Here is a 24,309-nt window from a genome sequence, read left to right as displayed (position 1 = left end):
GGATTTTGTAAAATTTTTCGATGAACGTCTCAATTAATCTCGAAGAACTCCTCTCGAAATTACAATTTTCTGTATTTCAGAAGTCCCTTCATAAATCTGGGTAATCTTAGCATCTCGCATTAATCGCTCTACGTGATATTCCTTAACAAATCCATTACCACCATGTATTTGCACAGCTTCAACAGTCTGTTCCATGGCTACTTTACTTGCGTAAAGTTTTGCCATTGCACTTGCCATATCATAATTATTACCTTGGTCTTTTTCCCAAGCAGCTTTCATTACTAAATGGCGAGCAGCTTCAATCTCAGTGTACATATCAGCCAATTTAAAAGCTATAGCTTGATGATTACATATTTCTGTTCCAAAAGCTTTACGCTCCTTAGAGTATTTTAAGGCCAATTCATAAGCTCCTGATGCAATCCCAAGGGCTTGTGCAGCAATACCAATACGTCCGCCAGATAAGGTTTTCATGGCAAACTTAAATCCAAAACCATCTTCGCCGATTCTATTTTCCTTTGGTACTTTTACATCATTAAATTGCAATGTATGTGTATCACTACCACGTATACCAAGCTTATCTTCTTTTGGGCCAATATCAAAACCAGGCATGCCTTTTTCAAGAATAAAAGCGTTGATGCCTTTGTGGCCTTTTTTCCTATCGGTTTGCGCTATGACTAAATAGGTGTCCGCACGTCCGCCGTTTGTAATCCAGTTTTTTGTACCATTGATAATATAATGGTCCCCTTTGTCAATAGCAGTAGTTTTTTGAGAGGTTGCATCACTTCCAGCTTCTGGCTCACTTAAACAAAATGCACCGATGTGTTCTCCAGTAGCAAGTTTGGTTAAGTATTTTTGCTTTTGCTCTTCAGTACCAAAGGCTTCAAGACCATAACAGACCAATGAATTATTTACAGAAACCATAACAGAAGCAGAGGCATCAATTTTAGACAACTCTTCCATAATTAAAACATAAGAGATTGCATCCATACCGCTTCCCCCATACTTTGGGTCCACCATGATACCCATAAAACCCAACTCGCCCATTTTTCTCACCAATTCATCGGGAAAGGTTTGTGCATTATCACGTTCTATAACACCAGGAAGTAATTCTGTTTGTGCAAAATCTCTTGCAGCATCACGAATCATTATATGTTCTTCTGTTAAGCTAAAATCCATAAAGCAAACTAATTGTTGATTTGTTAAAAATTTCATGCAAAGATAACTGTTTCTTGCGGTATTTTCAATAAGTAATATTATTTTTACTAATATGGCAAAGTCTTATTATAATGTAGTGGGTGTGATGTCTGGCACCTCTTTGGACGGTATAGATATCATATACGCAACATATATATATGATAATAATTGGACATTTAAGATTCACAAGTCAGAAACCCTGAAATATTCTGAGATTTGGAAATTATCTCTAAGTCAATTGGTAACAAAGACTTTGGATGAATTATCAGAAATAGATAAAGCTTATTCCAAATATTTGGGAACGGTTATTTCGGAATTTATCAAAAAGCATAATATAACTGATATTGATTTTATTGCTTCACATGGACATACGGCTTTGCATCAACCTGAAAATGGATTAACACTGCAAATTGGTAATCAGCAGATTTTAGCAAATACATTAAATGAAAAGGTCATTTGCGATTTTAGGGTTCAAGATGTTGAATATGGCGGACAAGGTGCGCCTTTGGTACCTATTGGTGATCGATTATTGTTTGAGAAATATGGTTTCTGTTTGAATTTAGGAGGCTTCGCCAATATTTCATTTGAAGAGAATAACGAAAGAATCGCTTTTGACATTTGTCCTGTCAATATTGTTTTAAACCATTATGTATTCAAATTAAATCTGGATTTTGATGACAAAGGAAAATTAGCCTCGACTGGTAATATTGATTCCGAATTGCTAACAAAATTGAATCAAATTGAGTTCTATCAACAGAAACCGCCTAAATCATTGGGTTTAGAATGGGTTAAAGAAAAGGTTATTCCATTAATTGACTCCTGTAATCTCAGAATTGAAGATGTGTTGAGAACGTTCGTAGAGCATGTTGCGATTAAAATTTCTAAAATTTTGTATCAAGAGGAGGCTAAAGTATTGGTAACGGGTGGAGGAGCCTACAATGATTTTTTAATCCATAGAATAAAATCGCTTACAAAATCACAAATAATAATGCCTAGTAAGGAAATCATTGAATTTAAAGAAGCTCTGGTTTTTGGTTTATTGGGAGTTTTAAGAGAACGAAATGAGGTTAATTCCCTTAAAAGTGTCACGGGAGCGAGCAAGAATCATTCCTCTGGAAAAATTTTAATTCCTAACACTTAAAATTAATGTTTTAATCTCTTTTAGGAAATAGAGTTTTTTATATTTGTTATAACTAACTAATTGATGCAAATTGATAAAGAAATTACTTCACAAGTACGAAAATAAATCTCCCGAAATAGTTTTTCATTGGAACGACCCAGAAACAGACGCTGAAGGATGGACGGTCATAAACTCTCTAAGAGGTGGGGCAGCTGGAGGCGGTACTAGAATGAGAAAAGGTCTAGATCAAAATGAAGTTTTGTCACTGGCAAAAACCATGGAGGTAAAGTTTACAGTTTCGGGACCAGCAATAGGAGGAGCCAAATCAGGTATCAATTTCGATCCGAATGACCCAAGAAAAAAAGGGGTATTAGAACGCTGGTATGCAGCCGTTTCTCCATTATTGAAAAGTTATTACGGTACAGGTGGAGACCTAAATGTTGATGAAATTCACGAAGTGATTCCCATAACAGAAGAAAGTGGTGTTTGGCATCCGCAAGAAGGTGTTTTTGAAGGACATTTTAAACCCACACAAGCTGATAAAATAAACCGAATTGGTCAGTTAAGGCATGGTGTTATTAAGGTTATTGAAAACCCAAAATACTCACCAGATGTATCCAAAAAGTACACGGTTGCAGATATGATTACGGGCTATGGTGTTGCTGTAGCAGCGAAGCATTTTTATGCAATTAACGACAGTAATATTAAAGGAAAGCGTGTTGTAGTTCAAGGTTTTGGTAATGTTGGAGCTGCTGCTGCTTTTTACTTTTCCCAAATGGGAGCAAAAGTAGTTGGTATAATTGATAGGGTTGGTGGCTTAATTAATCCTGATGGGTTTTCTTTTAAGGAAATCACAGAGTTGTACCTTAATAAAAGTGGAAACACTCTTGTTGCAGATGACTTAATCCCTTTTGAAGCTATAAATGAACAGATTTGGTCTTTAGAAACCGAAGTGTTTGCGCCATGTGCAGCATCTAGATTAATTACTCAAGATCAAATAGATCAAATGATTAGTACTGGCTTAGAAGTTATTACATGTGGGGCAAATGTGCCTTTTGCAGATAAAGAAATTTTCTTTGGACCTATCATGGAGCATACCGACCAAAAAGTGAGCTTAATACCAGATTTTATTTCAAATTGTGGTATGGCTAGAGTTTTTGCCTACTTTATGGAACGAAAAGTAACAATGACAGATGAAGCTATTTTCAATGATACTTCTAAAGTTATTAAAAAGGCATTAAAAGAAGTTAAAAAGAATAATCCAACAAAAACCGGTATTAGTGAAACCGCTTTTGAGATTGCACTAAGACAATTAATATAAAATATCCCTTATTATGGAAACTGTTATAATTCTCGTATTTGTTTTTGGCTATTTAGCGATAACATTAGAACACAATATAAAAATTGATAAGTTGATACCAGCTTTGGTTATGATGGCCATAAGTTGGGCTTTGATTTCTTTGGGAATTGACGATTTTACACAGTGGTTCGATTCTTCAATTCATGGTCTTGTAGATGGTTTTTCAGACCAAGGTCATGAAGAAAAAATGCATTTAATGGAGGAAACGCTTTTGCACCATTTAGGGAAGACCGCAGAGATATTGGTGTTTTTATTGGGTGCCATGACCATTGTAGAAATCATAGATTATTTTGATGGCTTTTCTACCATTAAAAATGCGGTAAACTTTAACAGCAGAAGAAAATTGCTTTGGATGTTCTGCGGTTTGGCATTTATACTTTCTGCAATTATAGACAACCTTACAGCAACAATTGTTTTAATATCTATTCTTCAAAAAATAGTTAAGGATAGAAGTGTAAGGATTTGGTATGCAGGTTTAATTATTATAGCTGCAAACGCTGGTGGAGCATGGTCACCAATTGGTGATGTTACTACAACGATGCTATGGATTGGAGACAAAGTATCCACAGGTAATTTATTTATCTATTTATTTATTCCATCACTGTTATGTATGATAGTGCCTACTTTTATAGCATCATTGCTACAACCATTTAAAGGCACCTTAGAATTACAAGGTGCTGATGATAAGCCAAAAAACAAATTTAGTTCTACAATGTTATTTTTAGGATTGGGCGCTATTGTCTTTGTACCGATTTTTAAAGTTATCACCCATTTACCACCTTACGTAGGTATGATGCTGTCCCTTGGTGTCGTAGCGATTTTTGCTGAGATTTATAGTAATTCAAAATTTGCTATATCACAGATACAATCCGAAGAGCATAGTGAGAATGCAAGTCATAGTCCTGTGCATTATTCATTGTCAAAAATTGAATTACCTAGTATCTTGTTTTTCCTGGGTATTTTAATGGCAGTTGCCGCTTTAGAATCGCTTGGGATACTTTTCGGTTTTGCAGATAGTCTTAAGGAAAACATTGGGTTAATAGGAACTGAGCCAGCGGAAACTGTTGTTTCGGATTTGGTAGTCATTCTCCTTGGTGTTGGTTCGGCAGTTATTGATAATGTGCCACTGGTTGCAGCCAGTTTAGGGATGTTCTCTGAGCCGATGGATAATCAGTTGTGGCATTTTATAGCCTATTCTGCTGGTACTGGCGGGAGTATGTTAATTATTGGTTCTGCTGCTGGTGTAGTGGCTATGGAATGGAAAAAATAGACTTTTTCTGGTACCTTAAAAAGATATCCTGGTTGGCTTTTGTAGGTTTTATAGCAGGTGCTATTGCCTTTATGGCAACAAGAGCTATTTTCTAACATACTTAAGTGAAAAACTTAGCGTTATAACTTACAGAAACTTTTAAACTTAAAACTTATAATATGATATTACTAAGTAATATTCAAGATGAAGCGGAGGTTCTAACAGATGGTGAATCCGTTGAAAAAACCTTATCTATTATTGAGTTGATTACAAGTGGTGGAACTTCAGGAATGGTCATCATTCTTATCTTGTTCTTGCTGCTCATAATGGCTACATATATATATTTTGAAAGGATTTTTGCCATAAAAGCAGCATCAAAAGTCGATTCAAATTTTATGAATCAAATAAAAGACCATGTCAGTAACGGCAAGGTGGATTCTGCTCAAATGCTATGTGCTCAGCAAAATTCACCGGTTTCTCGATTAATTGCAAAGGGCATCACTAGAATTGGTAAGCCTCTTGAAGATATTAATACAGCAATTGAAAACGCAGGTCGTTTAGAGATATATAGCTTAGAAAAAAATATAAGTGTGTTGGCGACAATATCTGGTGTTGCACCAATGATAGGGTTCTTAGGAACTGTAGTTGGAATGATACTTTCCATTTTTGAGTTGGCTAACGCGGGAGGAACCATTCAAATGGATGTTTTGGCGAGTGGATTATATACCGCAATGACAACCACAGTCGGTGGATTAATAGTAGGTATTATAGCTTATGTGGCTTACAATCACATTGTGGTAAGAACTAATAAAGTGGTTCACCAAATGGAAGCCACATCTACTGAATTTTTAGATCACCTAAACGAACCTATCTAATATGAACATTAGAGGACGAAATAAAGTAACACCAGAATTCAATATGGCATCTATGACCGATATTGTTTTCCTGTTATTGATCTTTTTTATGATAGCATCGACGTTGGTGACCACAAATGCTATTGATATTATTTTACCAAAGGCAAGCGGAAAGACAGAGAACAAAAAGTCAACCGCAGTAAGTATTAAGGCAGATTTGACTTATTATATTGACCAGAAACGTGTTGGTGAAAGTGTATTAGAAAATCAATTGGTGTCAATTCTTTCAAAACAGGAATCTCCAACAATTGTATTAAGAGCTGAGAAATCAGTACCTGTAGAGAATGTTGTAAAGGTAATGGACATTGCTAATAGAAATAAGTTTAAAGTGATACTGGCAGTGAAGCCTAACTAAACGGCATCATTTTTGAAACTACACTCACTAAAGTATAACTGAGATGAAATATTTAGAGACCAAACATCAACGTAATTCGGCAAGAATAACAGGCTTAATAGCTTTGTTATTATTCTTGTTGTTGTTTTTTGTTGGGCCTCAATATTTAGATCCACCAGAGGAGTACGGTGTTGCGGTAAACTTTGGGAATACAGACTTTGGTAGCGGAAATAGACCATTGGCACAACCGAGAAAAGCTGTCGAAGAAAAAGTCGTAGAGGAATCACAACCAGAAACCTCAAAAGCAGAGCCTACTCAAACTCCAACAAAGACTGAAGAGGTAATGACAGCTGAAAATGCCGAAGATATTGCCATAAAAAAGCAAAAAGAGGCTGAAGCAAAAGCTAAAGCTGAAGCAGAGCGAATTGAGCGCCAAAAGCGTGAAGCTGAAGAACGTGAGAGACGTGAAAAGGCAGAAAAGCAGAAAAAATTAGATGACCTTATAGGTGGAGTAAAGAATTCTAGTGGTAATGATGACGGAGGTGAAGGACCAGACAATCAAGGGGGAAATAAAGGTCAATTAGATGGAGATCCTTATGCGCCAAGCTATTTTGGTGGCTCAGGACCTGGAAAAGGTGGAGTAGGTTACGGATTAGGCGGACGTGGAAGACCATCAAGACAAATCTACAAGCAAGATTGCAATGAGTACGGTTTGGTCGTTGTTAAAATAGAAGTAAACAGAGCAGGCAGAGTTACTAAAGCTGAACCTGGTATAAGAGGTACTACGAACACGCATCCCTGTTTATTGGAGCCTGCAAAGAAAATTGCCTTATCGCATAAATGGCCAGCAGATTCAGATGCGCCTGCAAAGCAAATTGGCTTTGTAAGTATTAACTTTGATGTTGGTCAATAAATCATGAATTACCAAGATACACTCAATTGGATGTTTCAGCAACTACCAATGTATCAAAGTAAGGGTAAAACTGCTTTTAGAAAGGACTTAACTAATGCTTTTAAAATTTCCAATCATTTAGGAGAGCCACATACTAGATTCAAATCGATTCATGTTGCAGGAACCAATGGTAAAGGTTCAACGAGTCATATGTTAGCTTCAGTCCTACAAGAGGCTGGTTACAAAGTTGGTTTATACACATCACCACACCTAAGGGATTTTAGAGAACGTATCCGTATTAATGGTAAAGTTGTAAGTAAACAATTTGTACTTGGGTTTATAAAGCGAAATAAGGCATTTTTTGAAGTAAATAATCTGTCTTTCTTTGAAATGACAGTAGGCATGGCTTTCGATTATTTCGCTAAGCAAAATGTTGACATTGCAGTTATAGAAGTTGGGTTGGGCGGTCGTTTAGATTCTACAAATATTATTACACCTGAACTTTCTGTAATAACTAATATAGGGTTTGATCATGTACAATTTTTAGGCGACACCCTTGAGAAAATTGCCGCTGAAAAAGCAGGAATCATTAAACAGAATATTCCGGTTGTCATTGGTGAAACTCAACCTGAAACTCAAACTGTCTTTAAAGAGAAAGCGAAGTTGACCAATTCAGATATTTATTTTTCTGACCAATTAATTGAAAATGTCCTTGAAAGTGATTTAAAAGGGGCTTACCAAAAGCATAACATCAAAACCGTTATTCAATCGATAAATGTTCTCCGACATTCTGGTTTTTCAATTTCGGATTCAGAATTAAAAAAGGGACTTCTCAATGTAACCAAGAATACGGGTTTACAAGGGAGGTGGCAAGTAATTCAGTACAATCCAAAAGTTATTTGTGATACTGCTCATAATAAGGAAGGATTAACATTTGTATTGCAACAGTTGCAGTTAGAAACATATAACCAATTTCATATTGTATTCGGAGCCGTAAATGATAAAGATCTAAATACTATAATTCCATTGTTTCCTAAAAATGCTACCTATTATTTTTGTAAACCTGATGTACCAAGAGGTCTGGATGCAGTACTATTACAAAAGAATTTTTTAGAATATAATATACAAGGTGAGGTCTATAAAAGTGTAGAAGAAGCACTTAGTAAGGCAAAATCCAATGCCTCAAATAGCGACCTAATATTTGTAGGAGGAAGCACTTTTGTAGTCGCTGAAATAATTTGATTTTTTTATTGAAATCCTTTTGAGATTTTAAAAACTAGTCTATATTTGCAGTCCTAATTATTAGGGCGCGTAGCTCAGTTGGTTCAGAGCACTTGGTTTACACCCAAGGGGTCAGGGGTTCGAATCCCTTCGCGCCCACAAAAACACAATTCCGATTTGATTTTTCAAATCGGAATTTTTGTTTCAAAATAATACTGAGCGAAGCTAAAAGTGTTATTTTGAAACAAAGATTCCTAGATATTCGAGGGCATATCGAAATTATACTTGCAGTAGCGGTTTCGGTAGGGAAATTCAAAAAAGAAAGTGTATTTTTGAAACTTTAGGGTCATTAACTCAGTTGGTTTAGAGTGTTACCTTGACAGGGTAGAAGTCACTGGTTCGAATCCAGTATGACCCACATCAATCAGAAAACCCAAGCCGTCGCTTGGGTTTTTTTGAGCCCTAAAGCTTACTTTTTGTTCTTTTTCCAATAATAATAAATTCCAAAGAGAATCAGACTGACTATAGACCCAATTAATAAACCAGACTCTAGGCTTTCCGTAGTTTTACCTAAAATAGCAATTAAAATGGTTAAAGGTAGTATGCCCATTACGGTAGCTCCAATAAACTTCCAATAGTTCATATTTAATATGCCAGCAACAAAACTAATGGCATCGTTAGACAAAAACGGATTCACCCTTGTGATTACAACAGCCCAAAAACCAAACGATTCTATAAATTCTTCGATCTTCGTTTCCGTTTTATTTCCCAAGATTTTTAGAACAAATGTTTGCCCAAAATAATTTCCTATTACATAACCTACAGATGATGCTACAAATACTGCTACTAATATGGTAAGGCTTCCCCAAATAGGTCCATAGGCTAGGATTGAAACCACCATAAGCAATATTGTAGGGATAACGATAAGAAACATCTGTAAAACCATGGCCAATATTAAAACCAATGGACCATACCATCCAAAATTACTTACCCATTTTTTTATTCGCTGTTCGTCGTTACTAGTTAAAACTTCCCATGCAGTATCAAAAAACTGTTGTACGTCAGAAATGATAAGATAAGATGAAATGATACCTACAACTATAAATAAAGAGATATATAGAGGAAATCTACTTTTCGATATTTTAGTATTATCCTTAGGCATTTTTAATTATGGTTTTTTGTATTATAAAATATCCAAAATTCGTTCTAAAGCCATACCTCTAGAGCCTTTTATGAGCAGAGTTGAATTATGAAGGTTGAGTTTATTTAAAATTGGTTTTAAATCTTCAAACTTTTTAAATTTTTTAATGCTTTCACTTGTTGTTGTTTTACTGAAATTTTCGCCTATTAGATACACATTATCTCTAAAATTTTGTTCAGCGAAATCAGCGATATTTTGATGTTCTTTTTCAGCATCAGCACCAAGCTCAAACATATCTCCCAGAAAAAGATATTTGTTCTCGGTTTCTAGCTGCTGTAGATTTTTTAGAGCTGCTAGCATACTTGTTGGGTTGGCATTGTAAGCATCTAAAATTATTTGTACGGAACCTTTTTGTATAATTTCAGAGCGATTATTGTCAGGTTGGTAATTTTCAATTGCTGATTTTATATAATCTCTTGTTACATTAAAATACTGTCCTACAGCTATAGCAACAGCAATATTACCGAAATTGTAATTACCTATTAGTTGACTGTTAATTTCAATTTCGTCGTATTTTATTGTAACGAAAGGATTGGCTTCTATAAATTCAACCACGCAATCATTGTTGGAATTACTACCAAACTTTACTGTATTTTGATACTTGCCAATTTGATTCAATTGTTTTGAGTCATCAGCACTTACAAATACAGTTTTGTTATTGGTTTTCAAAAAGTTGTATAATTCAGACTTTCCTTCGATAACTCCTTCAATACTACCAAATCCTTCTAGATGAGCTTTGCCGAAGTTGGTGATTAAACCATAATCTGGTTGGGCAATGTTAGACAGGAACTCTATTTCTTTTTATGATTGGCTCCCATTTCTACAATGCCGAAGTCTAAATCTTTAGAAAAACTCAAAAGCGTTAATGGCACACCTATATGATTGTTTAAGTTGCCTTTGGTGGCACTGACATTGTACTGGGTTGACAATACAATATTAATAAGCTCCTTGGTCGTTGTTTTTCCGTTACTACCAGTTAATGAAATTATTGAAATATCAATTTCATTTCTATGGTATGTCGCTAAGTTCTGTAGTGTTGTTAATACATCATCTACTATAAAACAATCATCGTTTAGTACAGCCTTATTATTATCAACTACACAATATTTTGCACCTCCGTTAAAAGCTTGTTCCACAAACTCATTACCATCAAAATTATCGCCTTTTAGTGCGAAGTACATACAACCTTCAGAGAGTTTTCTGGTATCAGTTGATATGCCTGAACTCTTTTTGAACTTTTGATATAAGCTTTCAATTTTCATTGTCTAAAAATAAAAAAGTCCTGATTAACAAATCAGGACTTTTCTAAATATTATTTAACGATTTTAATTACGTTTCTTTTGTGATTTCACAGATTTTGAACCTACTCTAGATACTGCACATCTAAACCCGATGTAGTCCGTTGCCATATCCTGAGGGAAATAACGACGTTGCGCAGGATCAATCCAGTATGCTCTGTCTCTCCAAGAACCACCTTTGTAAACTCTCACTTCGTCATTGATTAAAGATGTTCTATTATTGGACTTATCATATTCTCTAATAAGTTTACCTTCAACAGAATCTACTTCAACTCTATGTCTAGGTGAATTGTACATTTTGTCTGTGGCATTAACTCTATCATCACCTTCATCAAAACTTTCTCTGTAGTAACGCGAAGAACGCTTATCACCATCTCTAAAGTTTCTATTATCACTCTTATCGAACTGAGTTCTTAAATAAGTTTCTTTTTCATCAACAGGTATTTTTGCAATTTCACCAGGTAAGTTTCTTGCAACGATTTTACCATTGCTTAAAGTATCGTAAACAATTTCATCTACGGTAACTACCTTCACAGTACCATCTTCGTTTAAGGCATTCTTTGTATAAACGTTACCTCTATAGTAGTTGAAGTCATTAAACTCATCATCAACGATAGGACGATAAACATCAGCTACCCATTCAGCAACATTACCAGCCATATCATATAAGCCATAATCATTAGGCTCGTAAGATTTTACTTCTGCAGTAATATCTGCACCATCATCAGACCATCCGGCAATTCCGCCATAGTCTCCTTTACCTTGCTTAAAGTTTGCTAACTGATCGCCACGATTTACACGCTTACCAGATCTAGTGTATTGACCATCCCAAGGGTATTTTTTACGCCCTCGGTATACGTTATAACTTCTTAGATCACTCATCCCAAGAGCGGCATATTCCCACTCAGCCTCCGTTGGGAGTCTAAATTTTACTGGGATTAATCCAGATTCTCTGTTAGCGTAAATATTTATTGGATTGCCATCAGCATCAGTTTGTTGTCTTCTTTTACCGCCTTGTAAAACCTCTTCGCTTCCGCCATAAGTTTCTGTAGGGGCATTAATATAGGTGTCAACATCAAATGTGCTTTCTGCACTTAAGTCAGTATATTGCGCATCTCTCTTTATGTAACCAGCTTCTTGTAATGATTGCTCAGCAACGCGGTTAGATCTCCAGTTGGCATATTCAACAGCTTGAATCCAGCTTACACCTACAACAGGGTAATTAGCATATCCTGGATGACGCAGATAGTTTTCTGTCATCATTTCATTATAACCTAAACGGTTTCTCCATACTAAGGTGTCTGGAAGTGCACCTTTGTATATTAAGGCATAATTTGGATCGTCTGGAGGATATACTCTCTTTAAATAATCTAAATAGAACAAGTAGTTGAGGTTAGTCACCTCATTCTCGTCCATGTAAAAAGACTGTATGTGCTGCTGTGTGGGAGTGTTGTTCCAATCGTGCATAGGGTCATCCTGTACTTTACCCATTGTAAACGTTCCTCCTTCTATAAAGGCAGTGCCTGGAGGTGTTTCTTGTTCTTTAAAATTGGTATTGTACTGAAAGCCGCCATTTTTATCATTGATTTTCCAGCCTGTAGCACTATCTACATTGCTAGAATTTGATGATCGCTTACAGCTAACTATGCTAGCACAGACTGCTAAAGCGATTAAAAATTTGAGGTTTGAGACATTTTTCATATCCATACGTTTAAGTAAGCTCGTTAAATATTAGTTCCGCAATATAACAATTAAAGGTAAACTGACAACTTTTTTTTGCATGAAAAATCAAAAAATCGTGCATTTCATCCTTTTTTTTGAACACAATAACGGATTTTTTGCATAATATCGGTGTATTTTGCTCTTTAATAACGAGCCTTGAAATAAAATATTGTTGTATTTTTGAAATAAAAGTCAAAGCCTCATAATAACACTTTATATTAGGCGTTATTTTACTGTAAATTTATATCAAAGTCAGGTTAGTGATGTTTTAAAGTGAAATTTACGGAAAAAACCAAACCATCGAATCTTAAATGAAAAATTGCTATATCTTATTTTTTTTGCTTTTAGCTATGCTTTCTTATGGGCAGCAAAAACAATTCAATATTAATTGGAGTGGTGAAAAAGAACTTGAAACTGCTTACGGCAAGATGGTTGTTCCTGCTTTTGAGAAGACGCACTTTAATTATGATGATAAAAAAGGCTTAACATTTTTTGCACAATGGGATAGTAACGGAAATGCAATTGACGAAAATTCAGTAACGCTATCTAACGTTTCCTATGAAACCATCAGCGAATCCGATTTAAAGAACCTAAATTCACAGCTTATACCTAAATCGCCCAAGTATAAATTTTACAACACTAACGCTAGAGGAAAGAGAGCTTACTATTTTGAAATTAGCCCTATTGTAAATGATAGAGGTGTATATAAAAAAATCACGTCTTTTTCCATTAACTATAACACATCAGCGAGTAGAACACAAACGGCATCAAGAAATGAAATCACAAATTCAGTATTAAGTAGTGGCGAATGGTATAGATTTTATATAGAAGAGTCTGGCGTGTTCCAATTAACAAAGGGTTTCTTGAATAGTTTGGGTGTTAACACAAATTCTGTAGATCCCAGAAATGTGAAAATTTATGGTAATGGTGGTAGAATGTTACCCTTGTTGAATTCTGCTGAATATCCTTTTGATGTTGTAGAGAATGCTATAAAATTTGTTGGTGAAGAAGATGGCAGTTTTGACAATAGTGATTATATATTATTCTATGGTGAAGGACCAACCACATATAGTCAAGAAAGTGGTACCAACTTAAATCTATATACGGATAAGACGTATTACTATGTTAATGTAAGTCCGGGAAATGGAAAACGTATTCAGGCTATGCCAAATATAGTTGCAGCTGCAGACATCGAGATTGATACATTTCAAGATTATCAATTTTACGAAGTTGATGAACACAACTTAGCGAAATTGGGTCGTCGATGGTTTGGTGATGATTTCGATATAGAAAATCAACGTGTTTACAATTTTCAATTTCCAAATTTAGTGGCTAGTGAACCTGTACGTTTTGATATAGCCGTTGGTTCTGTTTCAGAAACAGCTGGTTCTACAATGGGAGTCACTATTAACGGTAATTTCGTTTCGAGCTTAAATTTAGGGGTAATCAGTCCAGGTTCGGTTTTAGGAACTTCAGCATCATTTGGGGAGAACCTTAATATTTCGTCCGATGCCATTACAGTGACATTAGATTATAACAATAACGGAAATCCTTCAGCAAATGCGTACTTAGATTTTATTAATATAGAAGCAACAAGAGGATTGATCTATGAAGGAGAGCAATTAGTGTTTAAAAACAGAGATGTTGTAACTACACCTGGTATTGCACAATATAACTTGGCTAACGCTTCTGGTATTCAAGAAATATGGGATATCACCGACCGATTTAATGTTGCAAATCTACTCAACACAGACAGTCAAGGTAACTTATCTTTTAAAGCCCAGTCTGGTGAGGAGCGCATTTATTTGGCATTTTCTACTTCAAATACGTTGCAGCCTAAAAAAGACAATAATTCTGTTGTAGCCAATCAAAATTTAAAAGGAACCATCTTCAATAATGCTCAGGGAGCTTTTGAAGATATTGACTATATCATTTTAACTCCAACTCAGTTGTTATCTCAGGCTGAGCGTTTGGCTCAAATTAATAGAAATCAGTATAATTTAAATGTAAAGGTTGTAGACCTACAGACTATATATAATGAATTTAGTACTGGCAGTCAGGATATAGCAGCCTTAAGAAATTTTGTGAAATACGTCTATGATAATGCCAGTACTCCAAGTAATAGATTGAAATATTTATGCCTGTTTGGTGAAGGTTCATATGACTATAAAGATAGAATTACTAATAATACCAATTTAGTGCCTTCTTGGTATTCCACTCAAAGTTTTAGCCTTACCAATTCTTTTGTGTCAGATGATTTTTATGCCATGTTGGATTTCAATGAGGGCTCAATGAGTAATGCGGATAGAATGGATATTGCCGTAGGAAGAATTTTAGCTGAAGACGTTCAGCGCGCTAAGGAAATGGTAGATAAGATAGATGCGTACTATCAACCTGAAGCTTATGGGAGTTGGAGAAACAATGTGCTGCTCATTTCTGATGACGTAGATATACAGTGGGAAAGAATTTTACAGGAAACTACTGATGGCATAGGTGCAGAGATAGAGGATGAAAAACCATTTTTTAATGTCGTGAAAATTCATACGGATGCTTTTGAGCAAGAATCCTCGGCGGCAGGAAATAGATACCCAGAAGTAAATAATGCAGTTAAGGATGCTATTGAGGTTGGTGCGTTAGTCGTAAATTATTTCGGACATGGTGGTGAGGACGGATTAGCTAAAGAACGAATCTTTGATAAGTTTGATGCGCAAGAAGTAAATAATGTATGTAAATTCAACTTATTCATAACTGTAACTTGCGAATACACCAAATTTGATGATCCTCAAAGAGATACAGCAGGTGAGTTTACATTCTGGAACAAAAATGGCGGTGCAATTGCGCTTATTACAACTACTAGGCAAATTTTTGTGACAGTAGGCGTGGCTTATAATGAAATACTTGACGATTATTTATTCGCTTTTGGCTCAAATGATTATCCAACAATTGGTGAAGCCTTAAGACTTACAAAAACAGATAATAGTATATCTGGGATTACACAGAAGCGTTTGGTGTTTTTAATTGGTGACCCAGCAATGAAACTGGCTTTTCCTAAGCCCGATATTAGGTTGACTAAGGTTAATGATGTAGTAATCACACAACCTATCGATACACTCAAAGCACTGAGTTATACAAAACTGGCAGGAGAAGTGACCGATGTCAACGGAAACTTATTATCTAATTATAACGGGACTTTAACGGCAACTGTATTTGATAAAGAAATTGATCGCCAAACTTTAGCAAATGATGGTGTAACCGATAGCAACGGGGAAATAATCTTAGACTTTACCACTCTGGGTGAGATTATATTTAGAGGACAAGCTACGATTGAAAATGGGCAATTTGAGTTCGATTTTGTTGTCCCTCGAGATATTGGTATTCCAGTAGGAAATGGTAAAGTGAGCTTTTATGCACAGACAAATAATCCACTATCAGATCAAACAGGTGCCAACTTCGATATAAAAGTTGGAGGCATAAACGAAAATGCACCAGAAGATAATATTGGGCCAGTAATTAATTTATTCATGAACGACGAGAATTTCGTTTCTGGTGGTATAACCAATGAGTCTCCAAATTTATTGGCTAAACTTCAAGATGATAATGGTATAAATACCGCAAGCGGTATAGGTCATGATATAACGGCTATTATTGATGGTGATGAAACCAACCCAATAGTCTTAAATGATTATTATCAGGCCAATGTAGATGATTATACTAACGGTACGGTAAGCTACCCTTTTAGAGATTTAGAACCTGGCTTGCATACGCTAACCCTAAAGGCTTGGGATGTTTATAATAATTCTTCTACAGCAGAAATTCAGTTTACTGTATTCGATAAAGATGAAGAACTTGTAGTTACCAATGTATTAAATTATCCAAATCCTTTTGTTAACTATACAGAATTTTGGTTTAACCACAATAGTATAGAGCCTTTAGACGTTTCAGTACAGATATTTACAGTTTCCGGTAAATTAGTAAGAACTTTAAACGGACAAACTACTGGAGGCAGTAAGTCCGTAAGCTCTCTATCTAAAGACATTGTATGGGATGGAAGAGACGATTTTGGAGATAAAATAGGAAAAGGTGTCTATGTCTATAAACTAAAAGTGAGATCTAACCGTTTAAATAAGCAAGTTGAAAAAATTCAAAAACTTGTCATACTCTAATAATAAATTATATTTGCAAACCAATTGATGCTAAGGCATTAGCATTAATAACTTAATATTTAATATGAATAAATACGCAATAACCCTTATCGTTTTTGTAACGCTTAGCTTTACTTTTGCTCAAGAAACCATAACATTTCCTGACCAATCTTCTGTAATAACTACAGGAGTTCCTTTTATGCTCATAGCGCCAGACGCAAGATCTGCCTCAATGGGAGATATGGGAGTCGCTACGTCAATGGACGGGTTTTCACAACAATGGAATCCGGCAAAATATGCCTTCTCAGAAGCTAAATCTGGAGTAAGTTTAAGTTACACTCCATATTTAAGCAAATTGGTTAATGATATATCAATCAGTTATGCCACCTATTTTAATAGAATAAATGAATATAGTGCAGTCTCTGCAAGTTTCAAGTATTTTAGTTTAGGTGAAATTACATTAACACAAAGTGAAAATGATCCTGGTGTAAACGTTAAGCCTAATGAATTTACGGCTGATGTAGCATATACTTTAAGATTAGCAGATCAATTTGCTATGGCAGTAGCTGTGCGATACATGAGGTCTGATTTAAGAATAGATCAAGTTGATCCTAATGCTGATGCTGCAAGTACATTTGGTGCGGACCTAACAGGTTATTATCAAAGTGAAGAAGAAGCCTATAACGATTTTAATGGTCGTTGGAGAGCAGGTTTTGCGATTCAGAATTTGGGACCAAAGTTTAAATACGATGATGGTGGTAGAGAAAACTTTCAACCAACAAACCTTAGGTTAGGTGCTGGCTTTGACTTTATATTCGATGAATATAGTAAGTTAGGAATCACTGCTGAGGTAGCTAAATTACTGGTGCCAACACCACCAAAGTTTGGTTTTGTAGATACCAACGGAGACGGTGAACAAACGGAAGATGATCCGAGTACACCAGATGTAAATGAAAATGAGCCAACCATAATAACCCAAGGACAAGATAATAATGTAAGTTTTTTAAATGGAATTTTTCAATCCTTTGGTGATGCACCAGGTGGATTCAGTGAAGAGCTAAGAGAGTTTACTTGGGCATTGGGAGCTGAATACACTTATCAAGAAAACTTTGCATTTAGAGCAGGTTACTTTAACGAAGCTGAAGATAAAGGAGCTCGTAAGTTCTTTGCCTTAGGAGCAGGATTTAAATACACTACTATTAATATAGATTTGTCATATTTGTTCTCGGCATCAAGGGTGCAAAGTCCGCTTGAGAATACATTGCGTTTTTCTCTTACTTTCAATTTTGGAGATGGTGAATATGATGAGTATTAGAAATTAAAAATAATCATAACACAAAAAACTATTGTTTTACAAAAAGCAATAGTTTTTTTGTCTAAAATAAAGTCAAGATTATGAAGGAAGTGAAAATAGAAACTGAACTAAAGGTTTATGATGATGTTAGCGAACTTCCAACTGATGTTCAAGAATTAATGAAATCGGCCCTAGAGGCTAGGGAAAATGCCTATGCTCCTTATTCTAAATTTAAGGTTGGTGCCGCAATATATTTAGATAATAATGAGGTTGTTATTGGTAGTAATCAAGAAAATGCGTCTTACCCTTCGGGCTTATGTGCTGAGCGAACAGCGATATATTATGCTGGTGCTAAACATTCCAATGCCAAAATCTTAAAAATGGCATTAACGGCTTCTTCACAAAATCAAATTACAGACACACCTATTCCACCTTGTGGAGCCTGTAGACAAGCTATTGCAGAATACGAAATTAAACAAAATCAACCCATTGAAATTTATTTTATGGGTGCTAAGGGAAAGGTTGTAAAATCAAACTCATTGGCCAATTTATTGCCTTTAGGTTTCGATAGAAGTTTCCTGTAACGTTTTCGTAACAAATTTTACTATTTTCAGTTTCTCCTTTAGTTTCTAATATGTTATTTTTGTTAATCCGATAATAAAGAACGAATCAAAAAATGCAAAAAATAACTAAAGAGGTTTACCTAAAGTGGTATGAGGATATGTTATTCTGGCGAAAGTTTGAAGACAAACTTGCTGCAGTCTACATTCAGCAAAAAGTAAGAGGATTTCTTCATTTGTATAATGGACAAGAGGCTGTTTTAGCCGGAGCCTTACATGCCATGGATTTAACCAAGGACAAAATGATTACTGCTTATCGTAATCATGTTCAGCCTATAGGTATGGGAGTAGATCCAAAGCGCGTAATGGCAGAATTGTATGGTAAAGCAACAGGGACATCTCAAGGCCTTGGTGGATCTATGCATATATTTTCTAAAGAACACCGTTTTTATGGAGGTCATGGTATCGTAGGTGGGCAAATCCCTTTAGGTGCTGGTATTGCATTTGGGGATAAATATCACGACAGTGACGCCGTAACTCTTTGTTGTTTTGGTGATGGTGCTGCGAGACAAGGTTCGTTACACGAAACGTTTAATTTAGCAATGCTTTGGAATTTACCAGTAGTTTTTGTTTGCGAAAACAATGGATATGCTATGGGAACTTCAGTGGAGCGTACAGCCAACCATTCAGATATTTGGAAGCTTGGTTTAGGTTACGAAATGCCATCAGGTCCAGTTGATGGAATGAATCCTATTAAAGTAGCCGAAGCTTTTGATGAAGCTATTCAACGTGCTAGAAAAGGTGGTGGACCATCTTTCTTGGAGGTTAAAACATACCGTTACAGAGGACACTCTATGTCTGATGCACAACATTATAGAACAAAGGATGAAGTTGAGGAGTACAAGAAAATAGATCCTATTACCCAGGTGAAAGAAGTTCTTTTAGAAAAGAAATACGCTACAGAAGAAGAGATTAAGGCAATTGATAAGCGTGTGAAGGCTCGAGTTTCTGAATGTGAAAAATTTGCAGAGGAATCACCATTTCCAGAAAAGAGTGTGATGTACGATGCTGTTTATGAGCAAAAGGATTATCCATTTATAGACCATAAAATAAGATAAAACTATGGCAGAAGTAATAAATATGCCGCGTTTGAGCGACACAATGGAAGAAGGAACTGTTGCTGCTTGGTTAAAGAAAGTTGGTGACAAAATTGAGGAAGGAGATATTTTAGCTGAAATTGAAACTGATAAAGCGACCATGGAGTTTGAATCTTTCAACGAAGGTACTTTACTTCATATTGGTATTGAAGAAGGTGAGACTGCCAAAGTAGATACACTTTTAGCAATTATTGGTGAAGAAGGAGAGGATATTTCGGACTTAGTAAATGGAAGTGCTTCAGAAGCTGAAGCGAAGGAGGATACAGATAAAGACGATTCTAAAACTTCAAACGAAAAATCTGAGGAAGATTCGTCAGAAGATACATCTGAGGACAGCTCAAAATCAGAAAGCGAAACTGAATTGCCAGAAGGTGTTACTGTGGTTACTATGCCTCGTTTGAGTGATACCATGGAAGAAGGAACTGTGGCAACATGGTTAAAGAAAGTTGGGGATGAAGTAGAGGAAGGTGACATTTTAGCTGAGATTGAAACTGATAAAGCCACTATGGAGTTCGAATCATTTCAATCGGGTACACTTTTACATATTGGATTAGAAGAAGGTGAATCTGCAAAAGTAGATGCGCTGTTAGCAATAATCGGTCCTGCAGGAACTGACGTTTCAGCTATAGCCAAAAACTTTAAATCAGGAGGTGGATCTTCAGAGGAAAAGAAAAAAGAAACACCTAAGAAAGAAGATAAGAAAACCGAATCTAAGAGTGAAGAACCAAAGAAAGAGCTTAAATCCAATGACTCTGTCACGTCGAGCGCAGCCGAGACGTCTTCTGGAGGACGCATTTTCGCTTCGCCATTGGCTAAAAAAATGGCAAATGAAAAAGGCATCAATCTTAATCAAGTCAAAGGTTCAGGTGAAAACGGTAGAATAGTAAAACGAGATATCGAAAACTATACACCAAGTTCTTCAACAGCATCTGTTGGGAAATTTGTGCCAACTGGCCAAGAGGATTATGATGAGGTTGCCAATTCTAATATGCGTAAAGCCATTGCCAAAAATTTAGCGAAATCTAAGTTCAGTGCACCGCATTATTATTTGAATGTGGAATTTGACATGGAAAACGCCATTGCCTTTAGAGCGCAATACAACTCTTTACCAGATACTAAAATATCTTATAACGACATGATTGTTAAGGCTTGTGCCTTAGCATTAAAGCAGCACCCACAAGTCAATTCACAATGGTTCGACGATAAAATGCGAATGAATAATCATGTACATATTGGTGTTGCGGTTGCAGTGCCAGATGGTCTTGTTGTGCCAGTTGTAAAATTTGCAAATGAGCAATCTTTACCACAGATCAATGCTGCAGTAAAGGAATATGCAGGTAAGGCAAGAAACAAGAAATTAACGCTTGATGAAATGGAAGGTAGCACCTTTACGGTTTCAAATTTAGGAATGTTTGGTATCGAAAGTTTTACCTCTATTATTAATCAACCAAATTCGGCGATACTTTCTGTTGGTGCCATTATTGAAAAACCAGTGGTTAAAAACGGGCAAGTTGTTCCTGGGAATACAATGAAATTATCCATGGCATGTGACCACAGAACAGTTGATGGTGCAACGGGAGCACAATTCCTTCAAACATTAAAAGGGTATATTGAGAATCCTGTAACCATGTTGGTTTAATGCGACATGTCATTCTGAACTCTATTCAGAACCTATAATATTATAAATCCTGTTTTATCTTTTTGAAACAGGATTTTTTTATCTTTAAAATCTAAACACAATTCTATGAAACAAGTAAAATTCTTTATTCTCTTTTTTGTTGTAGTGGCATGCTCATCGACCCAAAAAAAGATTGATAGTCAGCCAGAAGAAAAGAGTCTGCCACAAGAAGTGATTGTAGCTTCAACACCAGCATTCCCTATTGTAAACACCCGAGGCGATTAAAGAAAGTATGGAGTATTTGGCTTCCGACGAGTTAGAAGGTAGGGCTACTGGTAGTGAAGGTATAGAAAAAGCAGCTGTTTTTATTGAGAACTATTTTAAGAAAAATAATATCAAACCATATTTTGAAACTTATCGAGACACTTTTAAGCTTGGTGACATTATTGGTTATAATGTAGTAGGGATGATAGAAGGGAATGATCCAAAATTAAAAGATGAGTTTATCATATTAGGTGGGCATTACGATCATATTGGAGAGGGTAAAGAGGTCAACGGTGATAAAATTGCCAATGGAGCAAACGATGATGCCTCTGGTACTATTGCAGCTATGGAGTTTGGAAAACACTTTGCTAATTCAAAAACCAACAAGCGCAGTATTTTAATAACATTATATGCTGCAGAAGAAATGGGATTAAAAGGCTCTGCTCATTTGGCTAAGCGACTAAAGGATAATGGCTTAAACGCATATACAATGATAAATTTTGAAATGATTGGTGTACCAAGATCTGAAGATAAGACCATGGCATATATGAGTGGTTATAATCGCTCTAATTTTGCGCCAACTTTAAATAAATATGCGGGTGAGGAGGTCGTTGGTTTCTTTCCAAAGGCTAAGGAATTCAATTTGTTCTTTAGATCAGATAACTTTCCTTTCTATAAAGAGTTTAATATGCCAGCACACGCCATATCAACATTCGATTTCACGAATTTTGAGTATTATCATCATGTAGATGACGAAGCCGATAAGATGGATTATAACCATATGGCAAGTTTTATCAATAAAATGATTCCCGGATTAGAAGGGATGATGAATGCTCCAACCAAAGAAGTGACTTTAAGCGATGAGTAAAAATATAATTATCACAGGAACTAGTAGAGGTATGGGTTTTGAGTTGGTGCACTTGTTTGCCAATCAAGGGCATAATGTTTTGGCATTATCTAGAAATGCTCAGCCAGTAAACAATTTGAATTTTGATAACATCACATCTTTCGCTTTTGATTTATGTAAACAAGAAGACTATTTAAAAGTTAAAGAATTTATTGAAACAGAATGGGAACAAGTTGATATTCTTATAAATAATGCAGGCTTATTATTAAATAAACCTTTTGCGGAAACTAGCTTTAAAGATTTTACGCAAGTATATCAAACTAATGTTTTCGGTGTTGCTGAAATGACCAGAATCGTATTGCCGTTTATGAAGAACGATGGGCACGTAGTGACCATCAGTTCCATGGGTGGTATTCAAGGCAGTGTAAAATTTGCGGGACTTTCTGCATATAGTTCTAGTAAAGGAGCTGTGATTACCTTAATGGAACTTTTAGCTGAAGAATACAAGGAATCAGGTCCTCAGTTTAATACATTAGCTTTAGGTGCTGTGCAAACCGAAATGCTTGCTGAAGCATTTCCTGATTATAAAGCTTCTACTTCTGCGCCTCAAATGGCAGAATATATTCATGATTTTGCGCTCAATGGCAATAAATATTATAATGGTAAAACGCTACAGGTTTCAAATTCTACTCCTTAGTTATTTAAATATCCTCAAAACGTTTTAACCGATTTTTGGTCCTGGTCAATTCTTGTTTTAGGTGGTCAATTTTCTTTAGAAGATTAAAAACGGTATCGATACCTTCAAAATTTAAGTTGAGCTCTTGGTGCATGCGAATCATTTTTTCAACATCTGCAATATGATCGCGATGAAGACAATGTTTTTTTTCAACGGTTATGGTTTCTATAAGCCCGTATTCTTTTAGCCCATTAAAAAAAGACATTTCAATTTGATAATGTGTGCATAATTCTGGTAATGCTATATAATATGTGTCTTTCATTGTTATTGTAGTTTTGCTAATTCTTCAAAAAGTTCTTTTTCCTTAGAGCTTAGTCTTTTTGGAAGCTCAACATTGTATGTGACATATAAGTCACCATATTCATTTTCTTTTTTATATTTAGGAAATCCTTTGCCTTTCAGTTTAACTTTCGTGCCATTTTGGGTAAGTGGCTTAACCTTTAATTTAGCTTTACCATTAAAGGTTTCAATTGTGATTTCCCCTCCTAATACAGCCGTATATATATCTATATTTTCTGTTTTATAGAGGTTAGCACCGTCTCGTTTAAAGGGCGTGTTATTCAAAATTTTAAACTCAATATAAAGATCGCCGTTTGGCCCATTATTTACACCTGGTCCACCTTTACCCTTAATTTTTATGACCTGACCATCTGTAACTCCCGCTGGTATTGTAAGTCTAATGTTTTTACCGTTGACAGTGAGTACTTGCTTTTGGGATGTATAGACATCTGTAAGGTTGAGCTGCAATTGTGCATTAAAATCCTGACCTCTAAATTTTATGTTTTGTCCTCTACCTCTCCCTGAAAAGCTTCCGCCAAACATGGATTCAAAGAAATCTGAATAATCAGACCCAGCACCAAACCCTTCAAATCCTTCAAACCCTTCAAATCCATCGGCACCTTGATATTGACCACGAGATTGTTGTTGCTGTCTAGCCTGTTCGTAAGCTTCACCTTCTTTCCAATGCTCTCCGTATTTATCGTATTTCTTTCTAAATTCTGGATTGCTCAATACTTCATTGGCCTCGTTGAGTTGTTTAAATTTGATTTCTGCCTCCTTGTCATTAGGATTTAGATCTGGATGGTATTTTCGTGCCAGTTTCCTATATGCTTTTTTAATTTCAGATTCTGAAGCATCTTTATCTACACCGAGAATTTTATAATAATCAATAAATGCCATGAATTTT

At 35.7% G+C, this 24,309-nt stretch carries 21 protein-coding genes, 2 tRNA genes and 1 pseudogene; 17 read left to right on the top strand and 7 right to left on the bottom strand.

The features are described from left to right. Positions 1–33: 33 nt before the first annotated feature. Complete coding sequence (locus SIB89_RS06380; RefSeq protein WP_412561892.1) at positions 34–1,176, bottom strand: acyl-CoA dehydrogenase; 1,143 nt, start codon at positions 1,174–1,176, stop codon at positions 34–36. A gap of 91 nt (positions 1,177–1,267) precedes the next feature. Here SIB89_RS06380 and SIB89_RS06375 point away from each other — a divergent pair, with 91 nt between their 5' ends. The 9 genes and pseudogenes from SIB89_RS06375 to SIB89_RS06335 all read left to right on the top strand — a co-directional run bounded on the left by SIB89_RS06375 (position 1,268) and on the right by SIB89_RS06335 (position 8,702). Next, the gene (locus SIB89_RS06375) at positions 1,268–2,335 is read left to right on the top strand and encodes an anhydro-N-acetylmuramic acid kinase (protein ID WP_412561581.1); all 1,068 of its coding nucleotides are present in this window, start codon (positions 1,268–1,270) and stop codon (positions 2,333–2,335) included. A gap of 73 nt (positions 2,336–2,408) precedes the next feature. After that, the gene (locus SIB89_RS06370) at positions 2,409–3,635 is read left to right on the top strand and encodes a Glu/Leu/Phe/Val dehydrogenase dimerization domain-containing protein (protein WP_412561891.1); all 1,227 of its coding nucleotides are present in this window, start codon (positions 2,409–2,411) and stop codon (positions 3,633–3,635) included. A gap of 13 nt (positions 3,636–3,648) precedes the next feature. Then, a pseudogene (gene nhaD, locus SIB89_RS06365) lies at positions 3,649–5,039 on the top strand (sodium:proton antiporter NhaD). 63 nt (positions 5,040–5,102) lie between these two features. Continuing rightward, the gene (locus SIB89_RS06360; RefSeq protein WP_155090037.1) at positions 5,103–5,798 is read left to right on the top strand and encodes a MotA/TolQ/ExbB proton channel family protein; all 696 of its coding nucleotides are present in this window, start codon (positions 5,103–5,105) and stop codon (positions 5,796–5,798) included. A gap of 1 nt (position 5,799) precedes the next feature. Beyond that, positions 5,800–6,192 carry an ExbD/TolR family protein gene (locus SIB89_RS06355; protein WP_155090036.1) on the top strand — a complete coding sequence of 131 codons (393 nt, stop codon included), beginning with the start codon at positions 5,800–5,802 and terminating at the stop codon, positions 6,190–6,192. A gap of 43 nt (positions 6,193–6,235) precedes the next feature. After that, on the top strand, positions 6,236–7,084 hold the full coding sequence (locus SIB89_RS06350; protein ID WP_155090035.1) for an energy transducer TonB: 849 nt from the start codon (positions 6,236–6,238) through the stop codon (positions 7,082–7,084). A gap of 3 nt (positions 7,085–7,087) precedes the next feature. Further along, positions 7,088–8,305: a bifunctional folylpolyglutamate synthase/dihydrofolate synthase gene (locus SIB89_RS06345; protein WP_412561580.1), complete on the top strand. Its 1,218-nt coding sequence runs from the start codon at positions 7,088–7,090 to the stop codon at positions 8,303–8,305. 63 nt (positions 8,306–8,368) lie between these two features. Beyond that, positions 8,369–8,443: transfer RNA gene (locus SIB89_RS06340), tRNA-Val, on the top strand. 184 nt (positions 8,444–8,627) lie between these two features. Further along, positions 8,628–8,702, top strand: a tRNA-Val gene (locus SIB89_RS06335). Between the two features lie 51 nt (positions 8,703–8,753). Here the strand turns inward: SIB89_RS06335 and SIB89_RS06330 are convergent. From SIB89_RS06330 to gldJ, 4 genes are all read right to left on the bottom strand, one after another. Continuing rightward, positions 8,754–9,446, bottom strand: a complete 693-nt coding sequence (locus SIB89_RS06330) for a TVP38/TMEM64 family protein (RefSeq protein WP_412561579.1) — start codon at positions 9,444–9,446, stop codon at positions 8,754–8,756. 21 nt (positions 9,447–9,467) lie between these two features. Next, complete coding sequence (locus tag SIB89_RS06325; protein ID WP_412561890.1) at positions 9,468–10,238, bottom strand: Mur ligase family protein; 771 nt, start codon at positions 10,236–10,238, stop codon at positions 9,468–9,470. Between the two features lie 38 nt (positions 10,239–10,276). Beyond that, positions 10,277–10,747, bottom strand: coding sequence for a Mur ligase family protein (locus SIB89_RS06320; RefSeq protein WP_412561578.1), 471 nt, complete (start codon positions 10,745–10,747; stop codon positions 10,277–10,279). A gap of 63 nt (positions 10,748–10,810) precedes the next feature. Continuing rightward, a complete protein-coding gene (gene gldJ, locus SIB89_RS06315; RefSeq protein ID WP_412561577.1) occupies positions 10,811–12,490 on the bottom strand; it encodes a gliding motility lipoprotein GldJ in 1,680 nt (559 codons plus the stop codon). Between the two features lie 326 nt (positions 12,491–12,816). Here gldJ and porU point away from each other — a divergent pair, with 326 nt between their 5' ends. From porU to SIB89_RS06275, 8 genes are all read left to right on the top strand, one after another. Next, positions 12,817–16,668: a type IX secretion system sortase PorU gene (gene porU, locus SIB89_RS06310; protein WP_412561576.1), complete on the top strand. Its 3,852-nt coding sequence runs from the start codon at positions 12,817–12,819 to the stop codon at positions 16,666–16,668. A gap of 64 nt (positions 16,669–16,732) precedes the next feature. Then, entirely contained in the window at positions 16,733–17,962 is a 1,230-nt protein-coding gene (gene porV / locus SIB89_RS06305) for a type IX secretion system outer membrane channel protein PorV (RefSeq protein ID WP_412561575.1), read from the top strand. A gap of 80 nt (positions 17,963–18,042) precedes the next feature. Then, positions 18,043–18,525, top strand: coding sequence for a cytidine deaminase (gene cdd, locus SIB89_RS06300; protein ID WP_412561574.1), 483 nt, complete (start codon positions 18,043–18,045; stop codon positions 18,523–18,525). Between the two features lie 92 nt (positions 18,526–18,617). Further along, entirely contained in the window at positions 18,618–19,619 is a 1,002-nt protein-coding gene (pdhA, locus tag SIB89_RS06295; RefSeq protein WP_412561573.1) for a pyruvate dehydrogenase (acetyl-transferring) E1 component subunit alpha, read from the top strand. A 4-nt stretch (positions 19,620–19,623) separates the two neighbouring features. Beyond that, the gene (locus SIB89_RS06290) at positions 19,624–21,297 is read left to right on the top strand and encodes a pyruvate dehydrogenase complex dihydrolipoamide acetyltransferase (RefSeq protein ID WP_412561572.1); all 1,674 of its coding nucleotides are present in this window, start codon (positions 19,624–19,626) and stop codon (positions 21,295–21,297) included. Between the two features lie 105 nt (positions 21,298–21,402). Next, positions 21,403–21,561, top strand: a complete 159-nt coding sequence (locus SIB89_RS06285) for a hypothetical protein (protein ID WP_412561571.1) — start codon at positions 21,403–21,405, stop codon at positions 21,559–21,561. 7 nt (positions 21,562–21,568) lie between these two features. After that, positions 21,569–22,408 (top strand): M28 family metallopeptidase, encoded by an 840-nt coding sequence (locus tag SIB89_RS06280; RefSeq protein WP_412561570.1) that lies wholly within the window; start codon positions 21,569–21,571, stop codon positions 22,406–22,408. Next, complete coding sequence (locus tag SIB89_RS06275) at positions 22,401–23,084, top strand: SDR family NAD(P)-dependent oxidoreductase (protein WP_412561569.1); 684 nt, start codon at positions 22,401–22,403, stop codon at positions 23,082–23,084. The genes SIB89_RS06280 and SIB89_RS06275 overlap by 8 nt, the downstream gene beginning before the upstream one ends. A gap of 4 nt (positions 23,085–23,088) precedes the next feature. On the opposite strand, the gene SIB89_RS06270 is transcribed toward SIB89_RS06275, so the two are convergent. Together SIB89_RS06270 and SIB89_RS06265 are read right to left on the bottom strand one after the other, a co-directional pair. Beyond that, positions 23,089–23,385, bottom strand: coding sequence for a chaperone modulator CbpM (locus SIB89_RS06270; protein ID WP_155090023.1), 297 nt, complete (start codon positions 23,383–23,385; stop codon positions 23,089–23,091). Between the two features lie 2 nt (positions 23,386–23,387). Beyond that, positions 23,388–24,302 carry a DnaJ C-terminal domain-containing protein gene (locus SIB89_RS06265; protein ID WP_412561568.1) on the bottom strand — a complete coding sequence of 305 codons (915 nt, stop codon included), beginning with the start codon at positions 24,300–24,302 and terminating at the stop codon, positions 23,388–23,390. Positions 24,303–24,309: the final 7 nt, after the last annotated feature.

The sequence above is a fragment of the Winogradskyella sp. MIT101101 genome, from assembly GCF_047126865.1.
Lineage (GTDB): Bacteria > Bacteroidota > Bacteroidia > Flavobacteriales > Flavobacteriaceae > Winogradskyella > Winogradskyella ouciana.
Note: the sequence above shows the minus strand (reverse complement) of the source record. Positions and strands in the feature narration are given on the sequence as shown.

What these genes read in the sequence shown, in the direction of transcription:
- SIB89_RS06380 (WP_412561892.1), bottom strand. Translation starts at nt 1,176, where the DNA reads ATGGATTTTAGCTTAACAGAAGAACATATAATGATTCGTGATGCTGCA.
- SIB89_RS06375 (WP_412561581.1), top strand. Translation starts at nt 1,268, where the DNA reads ATGGCAAAGTCTTATTATAATGTAGTGGGTGTGATGTCTGGCACCTCT.
- SIB89_RS06360 (WP_155090037.1), top strand. Translation starts at nt 5,103, where the DNA reads ATGATATTACTAAGTAATATTCAAGATGAAGCGGAGGTTCTAACAGAT.
- SIB89_RS06355 (WP_155090036.1), top strand. Translation starts at nt 5,800, where the DNA reads ATGAACATTAGAGGACGAAATAAAGTAACACCAGAATTCAATATGGCA.
- SIB89_RS06350 (WP_155090035.1), top strand. Translation starts at nt 6,236, where the DNA reads ATGAAATATTTAGAGACCAAACATCAACGTAATTCGGCAAGAATAACA.
- SIB89_RS06345 (WP_412561580.1), top strand. Translation starts at nt 7,088, where the DNA reads ATGAATTACCAAGATACACTCAATTGGATGTTTCAGCAACTACCAATG.
- SIB89_RS06330 (WP_412561579.1), bottom strand. Translation starts at nt 9,446, where the DNA reads ATGCCTAAGGATAATACTAAAATATCGAAAAGTAGATTTCCTCTATAT.
- SIB89_RS06320 (WP_412561578.1), bottom strand. Translation starts at nt 10,747, where the DNA reads ATGAAAATTGAAAGCTTATATCAAAAGTTCAAAAAGAGTTCAGGCATA.
- gldJ (WP_412561577.1), bottom strand. Translation starts at nt 12,490, where the DNA reads ATGGATATGAAAAATGTCTCAAACCTCAAATTTTTAATCGCTTTAGCA.
- porU (WP_412561576.1), top strand. Translation starts at nt 12,817, where the DNA reads ATGAAAAATTGCTATATCTTATTTTTTTTGCTTTTAGCTATGCTTTCT.
- porV (WP_412561575.1), top strand. Translation starts at nt 16,733, where the DNA reads ATGAATAAATACGCAATAACCCTTATCGTTTTTGTAACGCTTAGCTTT.
- cdd (WP_412561574.1), top strand. Translation starts at nt 18,043, where the DNA reads ATGAAGGAAGTGAAAATAGAAACTGAACTAAAGGTTTATGATGATGTT.
- pdhA (WP_412561573.1), top strand. Translation starts at nt 18,618, where the DNA reads ATGCAAAAAATAACTAAAGAGGTTTACCTAAAGTGGTATGAGGATATG.
- SIB89_RS06290 (WP_412561572.1), top strand. Translation starts at nt 19,624, where the DNA reads ATGGCAGAAGTAATAAATATGCCGCGTTTGAGCGACACAATGGAAGAA.
- SIB89_RS06285 (WP_412561571.1), top strand. Translation starts at nt 21,403, where the DNA reads ATGAAACAAGTAAAATTCTTTATTCTCTTTTTTGTTGTAGTGGCATGC.
- SIB89_RS06280 (WP_412561570.1), top strand. Translation starts at nt 21,569, where the DNA reads ATGGAGTATTTGGCTTCCGACGAGTTAGAAGGTAGGGCTACTGGTAGT.
- SIB89_RS06275 (WP_412561569.1), top strand. Translation starts at nt 22,401, where the DNA reads ATGAGTAAAAATATAATTATCACAGGAACTAGTAGAGGTATGGGTTTT.
- SIB89_RS06270 (WP_155090023.1), bottom strand. Translation starts at nt 23,385, where the DNA reads ATGAAAGACACATATTATATAGCATTACCAGAATTATGCACACATTAT.
- SIB89_RS06265 (WP_412561568.1), bottom strand. Translation starts at nt 24,302, where the DNA reads ATGGCATTTATTGATTATTATAAAATTCTCGGTGTAGATAAAGATGCT.